The organism is Microcoleus sp. T2B6 (genome assembly GCF_036700475.1).
Classification (GTDB): domain Bacteria; phylum Cyanobacteriota; class Cyanobacteriia; order Cyanobacteriales; family Microcoleaceae; genus Microcoleus.
Window position 1 is genome coordinate 75,570 of record NZ_JAUBOZ010000003.1, and the last position, 18,025, is coordinate 93,594.

Below are 18,025 nucleotides of genomic sequence, written 5' to 3' on the forward strand. Positions count from 1 at the left end.
ATCGCAAATTATAACCATTCATCTCTGTACAGACAAACTAACAAGTTGCTTGAGAACCCGCATAGCTTCATTGAAGCCATTATTGCGACTATTGCAAATACTAAATAAATCTGACAGCGCATATTGATTTATTTCCCCACGCAGCAGCTTCAGGAAAATATATTCTTCGCCGTTACTTATCATCCCAAAAGTAGAGTTTTAGGGGTAAGGATTTCCCATCATGTATGCTAAAATCTGGGGAATAGCCCGCGAAACACTGAAACCATATTCTTTACTTTCAATTACCACTATCCAAAATTGATTTTGAATGACTAAAGCATCAATTTGTGTAGACGCGGTTGCAACCGCCGATTCATAAACAGAATAACTTATTCTTCTGCTCGCTCGACCGCCAGCTTCGCATACTTCAAATTATTTTGATATTCTACAATCTTTTGCTGGCTAATTTTGTATTTAGGACTACTAGCAGGTATTTTTTTCATCCCAGCAATTGCTTGTGCCCAGGCAACAATCACCTGTTGCCACTGTTGTTTTGTTGTGGCAGTTTGAGTTAAAGAAGCTGCACGAGTTGCTTGATTTACTGCTTGCCGAAAATCATTGTCAGCATTGGTTGGAGTTGCTGGCGGAGTTACTTTTGGATTCGCTGGTAAATTTGTCGGCGGAGTAGTTTTTCTGGGAGTGCGATTCGCAGGTAAGTTGGTCGGTGGAGTAGTTTTGTTGGGAATTGGAGACGGAGTTGCTGTTGGATTCGCGGGTAAATTTGTCGGCGGATTAGTTTGTGAAACAGCAGGCCCAGTAGCAGGTAAATTAGCTGACGGAGTTTGTAGTGATGCCCCGGCAGTTGCTGGCTTGAGTGCGATTAGCATCTCATACCTCTGCGTCAATTTATCTACTTCTGCATTTGTCATGGCTATGCCGCGTACAGAATTAAGAGCCGCGATCGTCCGATCGAATTCTGCTATATTTTCTTTGGGTACAGATGACTCGATGAAATTTTTAGATGCAGCAGAATTGACCAGGGTCAGAATTTGTTCAAAATTGAAATAACCGTAGCCGCTGTTAGGCTTTGGTAAAGAACTCGTAATTGTTTGAAAGTTTTCGCTTTGTGCTAAAGTTGGATTTGATGTAGCTGCGATCGCTGGTAATGTTTTGGCATTCCCTACAGCGATAAATACTGAATTTGCATCTAACCAACCGTGTCCCAATACCAAGTCTTGACTGGGCACTTGCCATTCAGTTATAGCTCGATCGGCAATCTGTTTTTCAGATACGGCTATACCATTACCTCGGGCAAGCACATTCAATTTAGCAAACGTGCTTTTAGCTGCTTCAAGATTGCTGGTTTGAATTACTATTTTTACCCCGATCGCACTTTCTAAAGATACGTCTGGCAGTGAAATTACTCCGAATCCGTATTCTCCATCCATCCAGCCAAAAATATCTTTATCTAAATCGAGATTTAATGCTGCTAAATTTCCTCTAAATTGAGTAAGTCCCTGGCTGAATTCTGGAATATTTTGTGTTTGGCTGACAAAATTACCCCAATTATTATTGATGCCTTTACCCGTAAATAAAGCAACTGTTTGCTGGGTAAAATAACTAATTATTTTTTCAGTTGCGGGCTGAAAGTTGGTTTGAGTGGTGGCATTCGGCTGTAAATTGGCAACAGTATTAATCCGAATCCCAGCATCATCAATGCCAATACCGCCGCTTAAAGACTTTATCGGATATAGTTCGGCTCGATCGAGCAGTGGTGCGTTTTGAGCTTGAGGAGCATTTGCGACACTCTCCTTTATCAAGGCTAAACTATCAAAAATATAAAATTGAGCTACTGGATTGTCAATTTTTAAATCGCTTGATAATACTTTGGCAACTTCTGGCTTGCTTGCTAAGGATGGTTGTCCTTTGTAGATATCAATAGATTTTTGGACATTTGGCTCCTTGTCACTGCAAACAAGATAACGCTTCACGATCGCGCAGTAGCTTTTATCGCCTTTGTTAGTAGTAGACTCCTGTATTTTAAATCCTTTGTAATCAATCTCTTTAATTTTTTCGTCAGGATTAATTTTGCTGAGCTTTTGATTTAATTGCCACATACTCAGCTTATTTTTAATCGTAATTACCCCGATAAATTCAGGAGTAGGCGATTGCTGTCCTTGGGTTTTAGCTGATGGTAATGCAGCCCAGACAACAGTACCCAGCCAAGGTTTGATATCTCGATCGTAATTCAGTTGAGGACTTTCCTTAGCAAATTCTTTCTCAAACTCTTTCCAAGCTCGATCGAAAAGTTCCCTAGCTTCTGGTGTGCCAAATTTCTGTAACTTTGACCAAGACTGAGGGTTGAGATCGATCGTGCCGCCCACTAAAGCGTCACTCGGAATCAGTTTAGCATTATCTAGGGGTTTACTATCAGCTCCTAAATAACCATCCGAGTACAGATATGTTGCCGCGCCGCCGATCGCAAGTAAACTCAAAACAGCAACGGTGGTTTTAGCGAATTTGCCAGCCATAATGTTTTTTTAAATAAAGATTGTTTGAGACGATATTAACTTCCAACTGTTTGTAGTGCGGACTTGGTGTCCGTAATTTCGGAGCGGACACCAAGTCCGTACTGCGAACTAATTTTTGAGAAACTAATTTTTTGACTGTCGATCGAGCGGACATTGCATAATACAATATTGTACTTTTCTAATTGTGGAGCGTCAAGATCGGCAATCTAGCGGCAACAATTCTTATTAGGTTGTTTGAAAACTTACATGAATTTGGAACTGAATTGTTTGTATAAAGTTACGATCGATCTATCCCCCTATGACTCATCCTCATCTACTCGCCGACTGAGATAATCCGGCAAGTCATCAAAACATACTCCCACCAAACGGCAAAAATCCCTCATTTGCCGAACAGTCATCGTAGGTTCGTCTCCCTTTTCCCATCGCCGCACCGACGAAGCCGACACCCCCATCCGCACAGCCAACTCTTCTTGGCTCAAGTTAGCGTCCTCTCGCAGTCTCCGAAAAGCCAACTCATTTTCTGGTTGCCGTTGACGTTGCCTTTTTTTTACCATATTATTATAACAGATTAATTTAAGCGCTTAATTTAAGCGCTTAACTAGCTTGTGATAGGCACAGCCATAGCCAGAACAGACTGCACTAAAAATAAAAGGTGCAATTCTGTCACATTCCTATGGGCAAACATACCCAATTTACAATACAGCCATGAACACCCCAGAAACTGCGAATGCCTGGATTATTTACCGACTCCTGCCCAACTTTCAGCGCTTACCCGTCGCGCAATTTCGCAGCCGCAGCGAAGCAGAATCTTCCCTGAAAGTCATCCGGCAAATGCTACCCAATACCGAATTAATACTTGCTTTCGAGGTTGGGCCAGAAAATCCAACTACCGAACTCAATCAGCCCCCTGCTAAAGAACCAAACTTGCAAACTTCAGTTAACCGAGAACTCTTGAAACTTTTCATTATCAGTTCTCGTCCTGTTGTTTCCCGCGTCATTCATTCTTTTCACCGCGATAATTTTGCCTGCGTTTCTGACTGGAGTCCGCTTGTCCCAACTCAAAATCCAGGTGAAGTGATGAGCGTCTTGATTAAATATTTTGCCACTAACTCTTAGCGTTTGATTGAACAGTCTCGATCGTATTGATAACGGTAAGGTGCGCCCAGCGCACCCTACATCTACATCAGCGGGGTGATGCTTATTAGACCTCTTGCAAAAATAGCTGGGACGGGCTCTCCGGCCCGTCCCACAAAAAGTTTTTTCTCTTGTGGGATGGGCCGGAGAGCCCGTCCGAAAATTTGATCGAAAGGACTTTTGCAAGAAGTCTATTGGTAATAGCTTTAGCAATGTCCGTTTATTGATATCATGTCCGGTCGATTACCCTGATTCCTGTAGGGGCGGGTTCACAAATAATATTTGCCAAAAACGGACAATCTCACAAACGGGCCCCGGCAATTGTATTATGGGCGATCGATCGGACATGATATGAGTCCTAAATTTATCGATCAATCTCCCTAATCGATCGGACTGTCGTTGCGGGCGATCGCCAAATCAGGAACAATGATAAACTTGATATTCATACCCATCAACAGGCGGCAAATCGCGCGATTCAACCTGACATTTTTGTGCTGCTAAATTAACAGGTGCGCGAAAATTAACCAACCACAAATCAAGCGGGCGTTCTAATTGACTGAGTGTTTTGTCAAGTGTCCCTGCCGCTATTTCCGGCCCATCCCTTCTCTGATTAGCCAAAAGAAACAGCGGAGAATCAAAGGCTTTAACTTCTTCTTTCTTCCTAACATCCGTAACATCCGTTACATCCGCTACAAAATCCGTTGCCGAACTTCTTTCCCATTCCCACCCTATCCCCATCAACTCTCCTATTTCTACATGAGTCTTTTGAGTAGTAGCAATTAACACGGGAACTTTCGATAATTCGCGGATAATCGGAATTAAAAGGTCTGGTTTGTAATATTTGCGATAGCCGAGATTGGAATTTACTGTGACACCGCTCAAAAAACCCATTGCTAAAATTAGCACCACTGCTTTTTTGCCAGGAACTTCGATCGCCCGTAAATTAAACCATTGACTTTTGGCTGTAGGTGTGTTATAAATAACCGCCAAGGTTGCTCCTAAAAGCAATATCACCCCCGGAAAGTAGACGAAATTGTATCGTGCGCCGCGAGTTAGGTCAATCCCTAGAATATATGCAAAGCTGAAAAATAGGAAAATTGCTCCTAGCACAAATCCGCCGAAAATAACAGTACCTAAACGAGTATCGGGCGTTGTTAAGGAATTTTTAAGAGCGCTAAACAGGATGGGAAGCACCAATATAAAAAATATTGTCATGGCGATCGCCGATGCAACTACTACTGCCAAATTTGGCGATTCCACCGGCAGCAGAGACATGACAGTGATCCATCCAGCTAAAGCTTGAAAAATCGGCGCGATCCAATCTAAAAATGTGCCATCGCCACTGACTATCCAATTAGTTAGTTCGCTGCCGTATTTATTGGACAAAAATACCGGCAACCAAACTAAACCGCCCGCCAAAGTGCCCATCGCTACTGCGAAAAACCGCCAGAGGATTGGAAATTGCCAAATATTAGGCTGCTGGCTGTTGGAACTTGGCAATTTTCCATTAAAATGCTGCCAGATTACCGCAATTAATGCTATTAATTCCGCACACAAAGTTAGTGTAAAAAAGTAGTGAACCGCAATTCCCAAACAGTTAACAACTACCCAAAGCAGCACCGCCCAAATAGGCAGGGGAGCGCGCTGTTGCAGCTTTTTTGCAGCTAAGCTGAGGCAAAAAAGAGAGGCAATAACTAATAAGATTCCTAAAGTGTAATGGCGAGCTTCTTGAGCGAGATAAATGCCGTAGGGAGAAACTGCCATCATCGCAGCAGCACATTGACCGACTAAACGAGAACTAAAAGCAAACTTGCCTAAAAAGTAGATAGCTGGAACTGAAATCACGCCCAATAAAGCAGGGAGCGATCGCCCAATCCAAACTAAACTATCCTCGGTCGGCCCAAACAGTCGCATCCACCAGTGGGCGAGCATAAAATATACTGGTGGATGATTGCTTTCTAGCAGCAAATTGCCTAGCACGTCGGCGGTGTCAGCATCGGGGCGCAATTGTAGCGGTTGTAATAATGTAGAAAGATCGATCGCGCGATCGATCGGCACCCCTCGAAAACTGTTGCCCAAACTAAAAACTAGAGTAGAAAACTCGTCTGTCCAGAGCGGTTTCGAGTTTAAATTGGCAAAGCGCAAAATAAAGGCGATCGCCGTCCACAGAAATAGCAACAACAGTTGTTTGTTCTTAATCATTAATTGAGTCAGCAGTCAGTTGTCAGTTGTCATCACTCAACGCCGTCAACAGTCAACAGTCAACAGTCAACAATTCCCCATTACCTACTTCACGTCGGTCACCCGCCAACTCAGCTTCATATTGATCCAGAAATTCCACAGAGTCACAGTCGCGATCGCGATTAAATTAGCAAGATATTTATTGATTCCAAAAAGATTAAACAGCAAATTAAACAGCAGCAAATTCAAAATCAAACCCATCAAGCAAATCGTGTTAAATTTTAACAGCCGTTTCAATCGCTGGCGCTTTCTTGGCTGCAGCTTAGAAATGTCCCCAAAAGTCCACAAATCATTCCACAAAAAGTTACTGATAATTGCCAATTCAGCAGCAACGATCAGACTGCCATTCACCTCCAAATGGAGGATATCGGACAGCACGTACAAAACCCCCATATTCACAAATACGCCGCTGAAACCCACAAGGCCAAACCGCAGAAACTTGCCCATCGGCCAGCGGGCAAACCGCAACCTCAGCAAATGCCGCAAATAGTCAATATACTGTTTCCAGGTAACTTTGCTCTCGCCTTCTTGCCGCTCTTGAAACACGTAACCAACTTCTCCAATCCAGCCGATATCGCCCCTACCGAGCACTTCAATCAATATTTTGTAACCAGCAGGATTCATGGTTTTGCCGGCTATGCAACAGCGGCGCACCATAAAATAGCCGCTCATCGGATCGGAAACTCGGCCCACCACTCCCGGCAGGATCACCAACCCCAGGGTTTGAGCGCCCCGCGATAAAAATCGCCTGACAACGCTCCAGTCGCTCACCCCGCCCTCGCCCACGTGGCGACTCGCAGCGGCCAAATCGGCTCCCCGCTGAATTTCTGCTAAAAGCTGCAACAGCGTCTCCGGGGGATGCTGCAAGTCGGCATCGATGACGCCCAAAACCTCACCCAGAGCGACCTGCCACCCGCGAATCACCGCTGTGGAAAGTCCCCGCTCGTCTTCGCGGCGCATCACCCGCAATTGCGGATATTCCGGTGTCAGGGACAGGGCGACTTCCCAGGTGCGATCGGGGCTGTTGTCATCGACTACAATTAATTCGTAGTTGCCGGGAATACTGCCATCTAGCAAGTGGCTCAATTTTTCCACAATACTCTTGACATTCTTGCACTCGTTGTAGGTGGGAATGACCAGGGAAAAATAAATTGGCGGTGTGCCTGCGTCTACAAAAGTTGAGCCGAAAGTCTGTATAGCAGGAATTTGCAAAGGCCCCGACGGCACTGGCAAGACCTGATTTGGTTGGTTTATGCCCATAATTTCAGTGTTCAGAAAGTCCAGAATAGTTTCGTAGCACTTGAGATTGTAAAATATCGTTCCTCCATAATTGATTAGTTAAAATATAAAAACGCCTTAATTCTAGTCAGTAATTCTGTAATTGAGTTAAAAAAAAACTGTGGATGCAATTCTCGATCGAGCTTTACAAGGTTATAACATCTCTACAGCAGAGGCATTGGTTCTTTTGCAGCAAAGAGATCCCGATGCGCGAGCTTCTATTCAAACAACCGCTGACTTGCTCCGCCGCCGACAATCAGGGGATACTGTCACCTACGTTATCAACCGCAATATTAATTTCACCAATATTTGCGAGCAGCATTGCAGTTTTTGTGCATTCCGCCGCGACGAGAAAGATGAGGGCGCTTTTTGGTTAGATGCAGCTCAAATTCAGGAAAAGGCAACTGATGCAGTGCAGCGGGGTGCGACGGAAATTTGTATGCAGGGCGGCTTAAATCTTCAAGCTAAGCTCAACGGCGCATTTTTACCTTATTATCTGCAATTGGTGAAAACCATTAAGGATAAGTTTCCTCAGTTGCACTTGCACGCTTTTTCGCCCCAAGAAATAGAATTTATTGCCAGAGGAGATAATCTTAGTTTCAGCTATGTAATTTCGGCTTTGCAGGATGCGGGAGTTGGTTCGATGCCAGGAACCGCTGCGGAAGTTCTCGACGATGCTGTGCGACGGGTGATTTGCCCGGAAAAACTAAATTCGGCAACTTGGCTGGAAATTGTGGGAACTGCTCACAGTCTGGGTTTGCCGACAACCAGTACGATGCTTTGCGGGCATATTGAGACAGCCGAACAGCAGGTTTTGCATTTAGAAAAAGTGCGAGCGCTCCAACAAACTGCGATCGACCAAAACTATCGGGCACGCATCACAGAATTTATTTTACTACCATTTGTCGGACAGCAAGCACCGGCTCCTCTGCGGAGTCGAGTCGGCCGCGACCAACCAATTTTAGCAGATACATTGTTACTCACCGCAGTATCGAGAATCTTCTTAGGCAATTTGATTTCCAATCACCAGCCGAGTTGGGTAAAATTAGGTTTAGATGGAGCTACTGAAGCGCTGAAATGGGGCTGCAACGACATCGGCGGCACTTTGATGGAAGAACACATTACGACGATGGCCGGTGCGGTTGGCGGCAGTTGTCAATCTGTGGAAGATTTGCAAAATGCGATTCGTTCTTTGGGGCGGGATTATCAGCAAAGAGATACAATTTATCGACCTTTAGGGGTTGACAATTTGGCAGCTATTGTGTAACTTTTAGGATGCGAAGCGCGAAGTGCGTAACCTGTTCTACGAGTTTAGCCGTTAGCGAAGCCCTAGGAGAGGATCGCACTTTCAAATTCTTCTAGCGCTTGCAAATTTCCAACCTGCCAAGCACGTTCCACTGTAGCCGGAATCATCTGGGCGATCGCGATTTCTGGAAAATTCGGACTCATATCGGATTCTACATACTCTCCATCTTGCAGCAAATAAATGCGAAGTCTGCCGCTGTCATAAACCCATACTTCTGGAACTCCAATAATTTTATAGGCATCGATCTTAGTTTTAGAAGTAACATCCGTCTCAATTGCCAAATCGGGCGGCGGATCGTCCGGTAAAAGTCGGCGGCGGCCGATCATCTGTTGATAATTTAGAATGTAAAAGCAAGCATCAGGTTCAACTCCTGCTGCACCTTCCCGTTTGAAAGTAGTAGAACCAAAGGGTTCATATCTTCTGCCCGCAGACTTGAGTAAATTTTTTACTAGATCGGAAATTAAATCTTTCGGATTTTCCCGATCTAGTAAGGGAACCCTAATTTATAAGGTACTGTTGCTGTAGGCAATTCTGGTTCTTCGCTTTTCTCCTAATTCCTGCAAAATAGACTCGAATTCCAGCCAAGTGATATTGGGAATAGTTACGACACTGCCGGGAGAAAGCGTTATTTTGCTAACGGGTTTTAGGACGGGGGTGATAACAATCATAAGCTGAATTGGGAGCTAGTTGTTAAGTTTGTGCCAAGGGCAGGCAGGATGCCTACCCCACAAGAGTTTTTGGATATATCTGTTGAGTTTAGCACGGGCAACGAGAAGAGATTTGCGATCGCACTTTTGACTCAATTCTAGAAACATCGATCGCACATTTATGACTTCATTGCAGGCGGATTAATTTGACTAACAGACTCATGATTTCTCCCTGATCGGGTGTAATAATGATGCGATTGTCGGGAATCGCGATCGGATGAGTCCAACGAACAGCTTCTTCGTAGCGCAATGCGTGCAGTTGGTGGATAGTTCGCCGTACCCCCAGCGGCGAACCGATGATGACGTGACGGACTGCTTCGCGATCGGCCTCAAAGGTTTGGTTGGTTAAAACATTGGGCGATGTTTGGTTCGATGATGAATCTTGCAACATAGCTTTGACCAATAATTTTGGATAGGTTGGATGCTTTGTAACGGTAAAACCGCGTACAATAACAAGTTGAAGAAAAGACAGCAATTCCCCTACAGCACAAGTGTCTTAGCTGGTGCTGTCTAATCTCTATTGGGTTAAATCTAAATTAATTTAGGGTAGATGTCAATCATTTTAGGCAAAACTCAAATAAATTAATATAACTTAACAAATAGCCTATGGAAACCTCAGAAAGAGCCGATCGATCGCCCCTAATGCGACTGAGAGTTCAGCGGTTTATGACTCAAAAGCAGCTCGCAGAAGCGCTTGGCGTTACGGAAGCGACGGTAAGCAACTGGGAAGCTGGGCGATCGGTACCGAAGCTAACGCCTGTTCAATACAAGAAGTTGCTAGAGATTCTGCAAATTACCTCTGCTGAATTACCAGACCAATTTGGTTTTCCTAGCGATGCTGATGGATAGAAAATGGAATATTATAATTGAGGCGTTTTATCTAAATAAACCAACTCATACAATGTTTTGAAAAAAAAAGGAATATGAGACTTAACATCGCTACTTTGCTCTGAGTAAAATCTCCCCATTTTTAACGAGAGTTGCTCTCTAAATACCCAATCTTCCCGGCTAAAGTCACCGGATGGCTCAATTTGATGCCAATAATCTTTAGCTTTTTTAATTGTGAGCAAAGCCATAATTAATTGATGCTTGCACGTTTCATCGGAGGTATTTTGAAACTCATTTTTCCATGAATCTTGTAATTTATTTAAGTCCGCACAATTTAAACAATGATTTATGCGAGCGAGCGCTCTCTGTATGTTAAGGTTATTATTCAAGTCTGGATCGCTACTAATTTGATCAGCCATATCCATATAAATACTATTCAGTTCAACAGGATTATCCTGATACATCGGAGGATGAGGATAATCATCAAATATTGATTGAAGCTCAGGTGTAAGAAAATATGCTTCTTTATGAATTAAACCTGTAATCCATATCCGGTGCCGTTTTGCATTTTGCGATCGCACCTCCGATTTTTCGTAAAGATCGCAAAAAATTGCTTCTGTATCGGGAAAAGGGTAATCATTAATCTTTTGAGGGTAATCATTAATCTTTTGCAGGTGCAAGTCCAAATCTATCATTGCAAAAAGTCGATCGGGATCTAAATATGAATTCTTCGTATCCTGTGTCTCCTGTTCGTGTAATATTGGAAGAGTAAAGTAGGTGTTTATTACATCTTCGCGATCGCCGCAGTTGAAAAATTCTGGCCTATACTGTTTGGTCTGTCTCCACCATCTCGGAACGCAAGCTTTATAAAAATTGGCATCGGGCATTTGCTCCCTTTTTTTATAAGATTGAGGTGAGTTTCTACCTATATGAATGTCACCTTCGCACAAGACAACAATTTTGTTTTTAATGTCCCGAGACTTAAGAATTATCTCGCAATGTTGTTGTAGCTGTTCTGGATTAAGACTCATTTGTAATATTAGATTCTTGTTTGATCAGTTTTGGCTCAATTTCTTTAACATGAGCTGGTGTCAGAGCTTCACACAATGCGTAGGAGTGAGTTGCCAGAATATATTGATTGCTGGGAGTCCACTCTTTGAGGTCTGATATAATTTGATATTGCCAATCGGGATGAAAAGCAATTTCAACTTCATCCATCAAAACAATAGCATCTTTTATGTTCCGGAACTTGAGCCATACATAAATGCTAAGTCTTTTGAGTTCGCCGTGACTTAAATCTTCGGGATATAGTTCTATGTTTTCACCATTATTATACAATTGAAAGTTGACACCAGAAAAATCTTCATCTAAATTTATCGTTTTATTTCCCAACAGCAGATTTAATTCCTTAATTAGAGCTTGATAGCTGTTTCCATAATGACCTGTTTTTATCGCTTCTTTGAAATCGCGATCGCGAGCATTTTTAAATACTTCAATAAGTAGCTCTACAGCAAGGAAGTCATATGTAAAAAAGCCTTTTAATTCAGATTTTGCAGAGTCGAGTATCCCGTAATAACCACCATCTGCCTTACTTGAGCCTCTAAATAATAATTTTTTATAGTTTTGTGGTAAAAATAAAAAAACTTGTGTTGAAGGAGCTGCTAGAAAAATTTTATGCGATATCTTCTCTAGGAATGATTTTGCTTGCTCGTGGCTTTGATTGTTAAAAAGACACTTTAACACTGTGATTGTTAGTCTTGTTTCGTCGTGAAATATTTCTTCTCTAAAATTTTCAACATAACATATTTCTATGATATTTTCGGAATTTATATCTTCCTCAAGTGTACCTGCTACAAAAGAAAATTTTTGACAATAAAATTCAAGTTGGACAATTTTTTTTCCATCCCAAATATCAATGATTGCTAAAATTTTTTCTTCCCCGTCCAAAATTTTAAATCCCTGAAGCACAGCCTGTACAAACGGTTTTTTATGCTCATCAACCGAACAGTGCAGCAACACAAAAATCAACTGCAACAGCGTACTTTTCCCGCCACCATTTTGACTACCCAGCGGAAAAATCTTAGGAACAAAATCCTTTTCAAAAGTGATGTCAATGTCCTTTAAACCGCGAAAATCAGGAACTTGAACTCGTAACAGGTGCATAAAAAACTCCTGGTGTTGGGTTGCATTTTTTATTGAAACGCTGAGCCACAATCATTTTAGATTATAACTCACATTTTTTACTATTTTCATGAACAGGCTTTCCGGCCTGTTCCACAACATATTCAATTAATCCTCTTTCGCTGATTCCGGCAGTCCGCCAGGGGTTGAAACCCCTGTCTCAAAGCTAAAGTCCTCTGAAGAGGACTGAAGAACTCATTAGTCCTCTTCAGAGGACTTTAGCTATTAGCCAGGGAATTTATTCCCTGGCGGGCTGGCGGGCTTTCGGTTTAAGCAGGAGATGAGATTAAACCTTAAACTTCTCCACAATCCGTCTCATCGCTTCTTCCACATTCTCCCGACTATTAAACGCCGAAATGCGGAAATAACCCTCACCCGCCGCACCAAAACCAGAACCAGGAGTTCCCACAACATTGCAAGTTTCCAGCAACTTCTGAAAGAAATCCCAACTCGACAAACCGTGAGGCGTTTTCACCCACACATAAGGCGCATTTTCGCCACCAAAAACCTCGATTCCCGCGGCTGTCAATTTCTCGCGAATAATCGCAGCATTTTCCATGTAAAAATTGACTAATGCCTGAATTTGTGCCTTGCCCGCCTCCGAATAAACCGCCTCAGCACCGCGCTGCACGATGTAAGAAACGCCGTTAAACTTAGTAGATTGGCGGCGGTTCCACAGCTTCCAAATTTCGACATCTGAACCATCTGCTGCTTTTCCAGTCAAAGTCTTCGGTACAACTGTTAGCGCACAGCGAGTACCCGTAAAACCAGCATTTTTGGAAAAAGAACGAAATTCGATCGCACAATCCCGCGCCCCTTCAATTTCGTAGATAGAATGCGGTAAACTCGGATCGGTAATATACGCTTCGTAGGCCGCATCGAAGAAAATAATCGAACCGTTAGCTTTAGCATAATTTACCCAAGCTTGCAAGTGTTCCTTGGTTGCCGTTGCCCCCGTCGGATTGTTCGGAAAACACAGGTAAATTAAATCGACTTTTTTGTCAGTGGGAATTTCCGCAGTAAAATTGTTTTCTGCTGTAATTGGCAGGTAAACTAAGCCGCCGTATTCGCCATTTTCGTTGGCATCTCCCGTGTGTCCAGCCATCACGTTAGTGTCTACATACACCGGATAAACGGGATCTGTAACTGCGATCGTGTTATTGTTGCCAAAGATATCGAGAATATTGCCACAATCGCACTTAGAACCATCAGAAATAAAGATTTCCGAAGCATCAACATCGCATCCCCGCGACTTGAAATCGTGCTCGGCAATTTTCTCCCGCAGCCACTCATAACCTTGTTCCGGGCCGTATCCTTTAAAGGTATCCCGCGAGCCCATTTCTTCCACCGCCGCCACCATCGCCTCTCGACAAGCAGCCGGTAGCGGTTCAGTCACGTCGCCAATCCCCAGCCGGATGATGGGCGCTTGGGGATTCGCCTCTGCAAAGGCTTTCACCCTGCGCCCAATTTCGGGAAACAGGTAGCCAGCTTTGAGTTTGAGGTAGTTGTCGTTGATAGTTGCCATAGTTCGATCGCTACAGAATGTCGTAGAATAGCTTACTCTCTATCGAAGGAAGAAGGAAGAAGCAAGAAGGAAGAAGCAAGAAGCCTTTAGTTATCTACGAGAGAAGGAAGAAGGCAACCCCCGCCCCAAGGTGGGAAAGCAGTTGGGTGTTTTTACTTAGTCGATCGACAAATACAGGGCATTGACCAAAAAATCAAACTATCTTGTATAATCAAAATAGTGTGCAGCGCAGAAACAATTATGGACGAGATCGAGTACGCCAAACTCTATCAAGAACTGGCGGCAATTCTGGATGAGTTTAATTTGGGTTGGGTAGTTCAACAAGTAGCCGATACTGTAGAGATAGGCAAAGTAATTGAAGAGCGATCGCTCAAAAGAAAAACACCTCTGCTCAAGATAGAAGATTATACCGCAAAAGAACAACTTTTGCTGTTAATTAATGCTGTCGAGCAAGCGACTGTGAACACTTCCGAAATGGAAGACGAAATTGCTTATTTCTTGAAAGTAGAATCAGAAACCTCTCCCCTCGGCACAAAAATTACCTTTGCCAATTCAGGTGGCGAAACTGCCAAAACAATCGAGTTTACCTCCAGCGTCACAGCCCCCCGTCACAAACAGGCGATCGCCCTCAAGCACTTGCTGGAAAAACTGCCCTCTGGGCCGAGCAACTACGCCATCAATTCCGAAATTAAAAGCAAATTAAAAAGCTCGATCGATCCCGATTTTAACACAGCGGCAGAACAAGCCAGAATTTTTGACACTTACCTCTTCACTATTCTGCTAAAAGCAGTTGCTAATGAAGGCGGGACTATTTATTACAACAATGTTTTAGACGACGAAACACCGAAATATTTAACATTTAGAAAAACGGCGGGGAAAATCCACGGAAGTGCACATCCCTATACTCATGCTGTTGTGGAATTTCCCGACAAACCAGCCCTGGAAGTTCACCTAGGAGTAAAAGTCCAAGGTAGAGCCGGAGTTCTGCACAACTGCAACGTTTTAATTTTGTACCAAAAAGAAGCAAATATCTGCCGCTTGCTCAACCGCGAACCCCGACACTCGCAGGTAATTTTAGCAGTAAACTCTCAGCACAGCACCTCAGAACTTAAACTAGAAATGGCTGGTGCTTTTATCGGCTTAGCGTCAGACATTCGCTACGAAGGCGGCAGCTATTTCATTTCTAACAGTTACTCCCAACCCGTAGCAAAACTGCTAACTACCGCTCGCAAAAAATGGGAACTAAACATTTTTCCGAGAGCCACAAACGATGTCCATCGACTGATGTACTCGTTTCAAACTATCTTTAAAGACTTTAAGGCCAGAAACTAACATCAGGGAATTGGGAATTGGGCATGGGGCATGGGGCATGGGGCATCGGGCCTTGGGGATAGTTAGTGTAGGACTTCGCGTAAATACGAAATAAACCGGGTTTTTCACCAGTATTAAAGGCAAAAATGCACTATTTAGTAAAAAAACGGTTTCCGTATCTAGGACTATAGTGATTAGTGGTTAGTGGTTACTGGTTAGTAGTTTTTCTAATAACAAATAAAAAACAACAAATTACCAATGCCCTGTTTGGCCCATGCCCCATCCCCCATGCCTCATCCCCCATGCCGCATCCCCAATATAATTTATGATGTTGCGAGCACCCGAACCTTACGAATAATGTTTAAGAAAGATAAATCTTCCCTGCTGTTTACGATCGGAGCCGCCACACTTCTGATCGGTTTAGGCTTTGTCACCTACTACCTCGTCATTTCCCGTGGGCCCGCCAAAGATTTGCCGCCGGGGGCAACGGTTGTCCCCCAAGATACGATGATGGCCCTATCCATCACCACCGATGAATCGCAGTGGAATAGACTGCGAGAGTTTGGCACGCCGGAGTCAAAAGCTTCGTTTGAGAGGTTTTTAACGGAAATGCGCGATCGCCTCCTCACAAGCAACGGCTACGCCTACCAGCAAGACATTCAACCCTGGGTGGGTAACACAGCAATGGTAGCCTTTCTCCGCAACAAAATAGCTATACCAGCCCCCTCGCCGGCACCCAACACGCCCCCATCTCCGCCAATTCAACAGTCAGTGGCAATTATCCTGCCAATTGCCAACCCGGTCAAAGCCAAAGAATTATTAGCAAAACCCAGGCCTCTGAGCCAAGGAAAAATAGTTGAGCGTAATTATAAAGGCGTGCAAGTCACAGAAACTCAAGGCGTACCCGATCGCAATTTCTCAGTTGCGGTACTCGGCACAAACTATCTAGCAGTCACCACAGATCCTAGCGCTACAGACAGAATAATCGACACCTACAAAGGCGAACCTTCCCTAGCCAAAACCCCTGGCTATGCAGACGCCATAGACAAAATAAAAAGTCCGGGTGCCTTCGGTCAAATCTACGTCAATATGCCCGTTGCCGCCGCCTATGCCGCCGCCAACTCAGCCCGCGAAATTTCGCCAGAAAGCCTCGAAAAACTGCAACAAAATCAGGGATTTGCCACCACAGCGACGCTGGATGTAGAAGGAATTGCCTTCAAATCAGTCTCTTGGCTAAAACCCGATTCTACCAGGAGGATAGCAGTAGAAAACAATGCTCTAAAAATGGTTAACCGCCTGCCCAGCAATACAATAATGATGGTATCCGGTGGCAACTTGCAGCGTTTGTGGCAAGACTACGTATTAGGAGCCGATGCCAACCCGATTTCCCCGATTAATCCCCAAGTTTTACGCACAGGTTTAAAATCCACTACCGGCCTGGATTTAGATAAAGACTTGATGAACTGGATGGCGGGAGAATTTTCTCTATCATTAATACCAGCCCCCGCCCAGAATCCCAGAGACAAATTTGCTGCCGGATTTGTATTTATGGTGGAAACAAACAACCAGGGCGCTGCCAACAAATCTCTGAAACAGCTTGATGAAACGATGAAAACTAAAGGGTTTAGAGTGGAGGAAATTCAAGTCGGCGGCAAATCGGCGATTAAATGGACATCGCCGTTTGGAGGGATTACGGTAACTCGCGGCTGGATGAACGATGTAGCGTTTATGACAGTAGGAGCTCCAGTGGTTGATGCGATCGTGCCGGAACCGAAAAGTCCGCTTTTAAGCAGCGAACTGTTCCAGAAAACAGTCCGATCGGAACTTAAACCCCACAACGGCAATTTCTTCATTGACACCGAGAGTGCGTTTAACCCGAAAAACCTAGCTTTGCCGGAGTTTCCTCCCAGCCAAAAAATGTGGATTGACGCCACGCGGTCGATCGGCGTTACAGCTGCCGTCATTGGCGATCGTACCACCCGTTATGACGCTTTTGTCGGTCTCAAAAAATCCACCCAATCCACTCCTTCTGCAAAGCCTTCACCGCGCCCTGCTTCACCGCGCCCTGCTTCACCCAGTCCCTCGCCCACTGTCCAAACTTCACCCAATTAACTCTTAAATCCTTCCACAAATCCGCCTGCACACCCCCTTAAACACCCACAGGGCGATCGATTAAAACCCAAAAGCAGGCGATCGCAATCGGCAATAGTGGAGTTGATTATAAGAGGGAAATTGAGCCGGATTTAAGTAGTTTTCCTTCACAAAACCTCACACAAAAAAACCAAAAAACCCGGTTTTTTATTTAAATAAACCGGGTTTTTGAACACCCTAACAATTTGACTTATATCATGTCCGGTCGATTACCCTGATTCCTGTAGGGGCGGGTTCACCAATAATATTTGCCAAAAAGGGACAATCTCACAAACCCGCCCCGGCAATTGTATTATGGGCGATCGATCGGACATGATATTACTGAAGAATAATTCAGAATTAAACAGCCAGAATCCAGAAGGGATTCTGTGCGACAGGATGGAGAATCGAGGTTTAAAGCCCCCGATTTTAATCGTGGATCACAAAAAATTCTTTCCGTGACCGTTAACCCTCACTTCAGGCATGGGGTATTGGGAATTCAGAATTCTGTCTTCTGACAATCAAGCATCCACGATACCCGCCACGTGATTCATTCGTCCAGAAATAAAAAACCTGTATCCGATGAAACTTACCCCCCGAATTTATCCGTGGGGTCAATGCTTAAATCTAAAATCTAAAATCTAAAATCGCTTGACTCCTTCTCATTTCTGCTTTTCTTAATTTTAGTTTTCGGCAAGTGTATACTATTTCTTATTGGTAGGAAAATATTTTGGGATGTTTCCGGGTCAGTCTTGGACGCAGAAACCTAGTTTTTGAACCCCGATCCTTCCTTCATACTCTCAATAATAGTTAAACAACCCGGTTTCTAGGGGTGGGAGGGCCTCTAGAAAAACCGTTTTTGTTTTTTTTTAAT

The 18,025-nt window shown here is 43.9% G+C and carries 14 protein-coding genes and 1 pseudogene; 5 read left to right on the forward strand and 10 right to left on the reverse strand.

Annotated elements, in window-relative coordinates:
• Positions 1 to 368 precede the first annotated feature (368 nt).
• From QUA00_RS02125 to QUA00_RS02135, 3 genes are all read right to left on the reverse strand, one after another.
• Positions 369 to 2,510 (reverse strand): DUF3352 domain-containing protein, encoded by a 2,142-nt coding sequence (locus QUA00_RS02125; protein ID WP_333408544.1) that lies wholly within the window; start codon positions 2,508 to 2,510, stop codon positions 369 to 371.
• Positions 2,491 to 2,664: a hypothetical protein gene (locus QUA00_RS02130; RefSeq protein ID WP_333144749.1), complete on the reverse strand. Its 174-nt coding sequence runs from the start codon at positions 2,662 to 2,664 to the stop codon at positions 2,491 to 2,493. Before QUA00_RS02130 ends, QUA00_RS02125 begins: the two co-directional genes overlap by 20 nt.
• A 142-nt stretch (positions 2,665 to 2,806) precedes the next feature.
• Positions 2,807 to 3,064, reverse strand: a complete 258-nt coding sequence (locus QUA00_RS02135) for a helix-turn-helix transcriptional regulator (RefSeq protein WP_333408545.1) — start codon at positions 3,062 to 3,064, stop codon at positions 2,807 to 2,809.
• Positions 3,065 to 3,215: 151 nt separating this feature from the next.
• Between QUA00_RS02135 and QUA00_RS02140 the strand changes: the two genes are divergently transcribed.
• On the forward strand, positions 3,216 to 3,626 hold the full coding sequence (locus tag QUA00_RS02140; protein ID WP_333408546.1) for a hypothetical protein: 411 nt from the start codon (positions 3,216 to 3,218) through the stop codon (positions 3,624 to 3,626).
• Positions 3,627 to 4,061: 435 nt separating this feature from the next.
• Here QUA00_RS02140 and QUA00_RS02145 read toward each other — a convergent pair whose 3' ends face one another.
• Together QUA00_RS02145 and QUA00_RS02150 are read right to left on the reverse strand one after the other, a co-directional pair.
• Entirely contained in the window at positions 4,062 to 5,846 is a 1,785-nt protein-coding gene (locus QUA00_RS02145; protein ID WP_333408547.1) for a glycosyltransferase family 39 protein, read from the reverse strand.
• An 84-nt stretch (positions 5,847 to 5,930) separates the two neighbouring features.
• Complete coding sequence (locus QUA00_RS02150) at positions 5,931 to 7,145, reverse strand: glycosyltransferase (RefSeq protein WP_333144746.1); 1,215 nt, start codon at positions 7,143 to 7,145, stop codon at positions 5,931 to 5,933.
• A gap of 139 nt (positions 7,146 to 7,284) precedes the next feature.
• On the opposite strand from QUA00_RS02150, the gene cofH reads away from it, so the two are divergent.
• A complete protein-coding gene (gene cofH, locus QUA00_RS02155) occupies positions 7,285 to 8,430 on the forward strand; it encodes a 7,8-didemethyl-8-hydroxy-5-deazariboflavin synthase subunit CofH (protein WP_333408548.1) in 1,146 nt (381 codons plus the stop codon).
• A 62-nt stretch (positions 8,431 to 8,492) separates the two neighbouring features.
• On the opposite strand, the pseudogene QUA00_RS02160 reads toward cofH, so the two are convergent.
• Both QUA00_RS02160 and QUA00_RS02165 read right to left on the reverse strand, forming a co-directional pair.
• Positions 8,493 to 9,137 (reverse strand): annotated as a pseudogene (locus tag QUA00_RS02160) (Uma2 family endonuclease).
• A 166-nt stretch (positions 9,138 to 9,303) separates the two neighbouring features.
• Positions 9,304 to 9,567: a hypothetical protein gene (locus QUA00_RS02165; protein WP_190731698.1), complete on the reverse strand. Its 264-nt coding sequence runs from the start codon at positions 9,565 to 9,567 to the stop codon at positions 9,304 to 9,306.
• A gap of 215 nt (positions 9,568 to 9,782) precedes the next feature.
• On the opposite strand from QUA00_RS02165, the gene QUA00_RS02170 reads away from it, so the two are divergent.
• On the forward strand, positions 9,783 to 10,025 hold the full coding sequence (locus QUA00_RS02170; protein WP_190745066.1) for a helix-turn-helix domain-containing protein: 243 nt from the start codon (positions 9,783 to 9,785) through the stop codon (positions 10,023 to 10,025).
• A gap of 11 nt (positions 10,026 to 10,036) precedes the next feature.
• Here the strand turns inward: QUA00_RS02170 and QUA00_RS02175 are convergent, their stop codons facing one another.
• The 3 genes from QUA00_RS02175 to QUA00_RS02185 form a co-directional block, all read right to left on the reverse strand.
• Positions 10,037 to 11,035, reverse strand: a complete 999-nt coding sequence (locus tag QUA00_RS02175) for a hypothetical protein (protein ID WP_333408549.1) — start codon at positions 11,033 to 11,035, stop codon at positions 10,037 to 10,039.
• Positions 11,025 to 12,167 (reverse strand): AAA family ATPase, encoded by a 1,143-nt coding sequence (locus tag QUA00_RS02180; protein WP_333408550.1) that lies wholly within the window; start codon positions 12,165 to 12,167, stop codon positions 11,025 to 11,027. The genes QUA00_RS02175 and QUA00_RS02180 overlap by 11 nt, the downstream gene beginning before the upstream one ends.
• A gap of 304 nt (positions 12,168 to 12,471) precedes the next feature.
• Positions 12,472 to 13,710 (reverse strand): LL-diaminopimelate aminotransferase, encoded by a 1,239-nt coding sequence (locus QUA00_RS02185; RefSeq protein ID WP_333408551.1) that lies wholly within the window; start codon positions 13,708 to 13,710, stop codon positions 12,472 to 12,474.
• Between the two features lie 240 nt (positions 13,711 to 13,950).
• Between QUA00_RS02185 and QUA00_RS02190 the strand changes: the two genes are divergently transcribed.
• Positions 13,951 to 15,042, forward strand: a complete 1,092-nt coding sequence (locus QUA00_RS02190; protein WP_333408552.1) for a hypothetical protein — start codon at positions 13,951 to 13,953, stop codon at positions 15,040 to 15,042.
• Positions 15,043 to 15,378: 336 nt separating this feature from the next.
• Positions 15,379 to 17,133 (forward strand): DUF3352 domain-containing protein, encoded by a 1,755-nt coding sequence (locus QUA00_RS02195; protein WP_333408553.1) that lies wholly within the window; start codon positions 15,379 to 15,381, stop codon positions 17,131 to 17,133.
• Positions 17,134 to 18,025 lie beyond the last annotated feature (892 nt).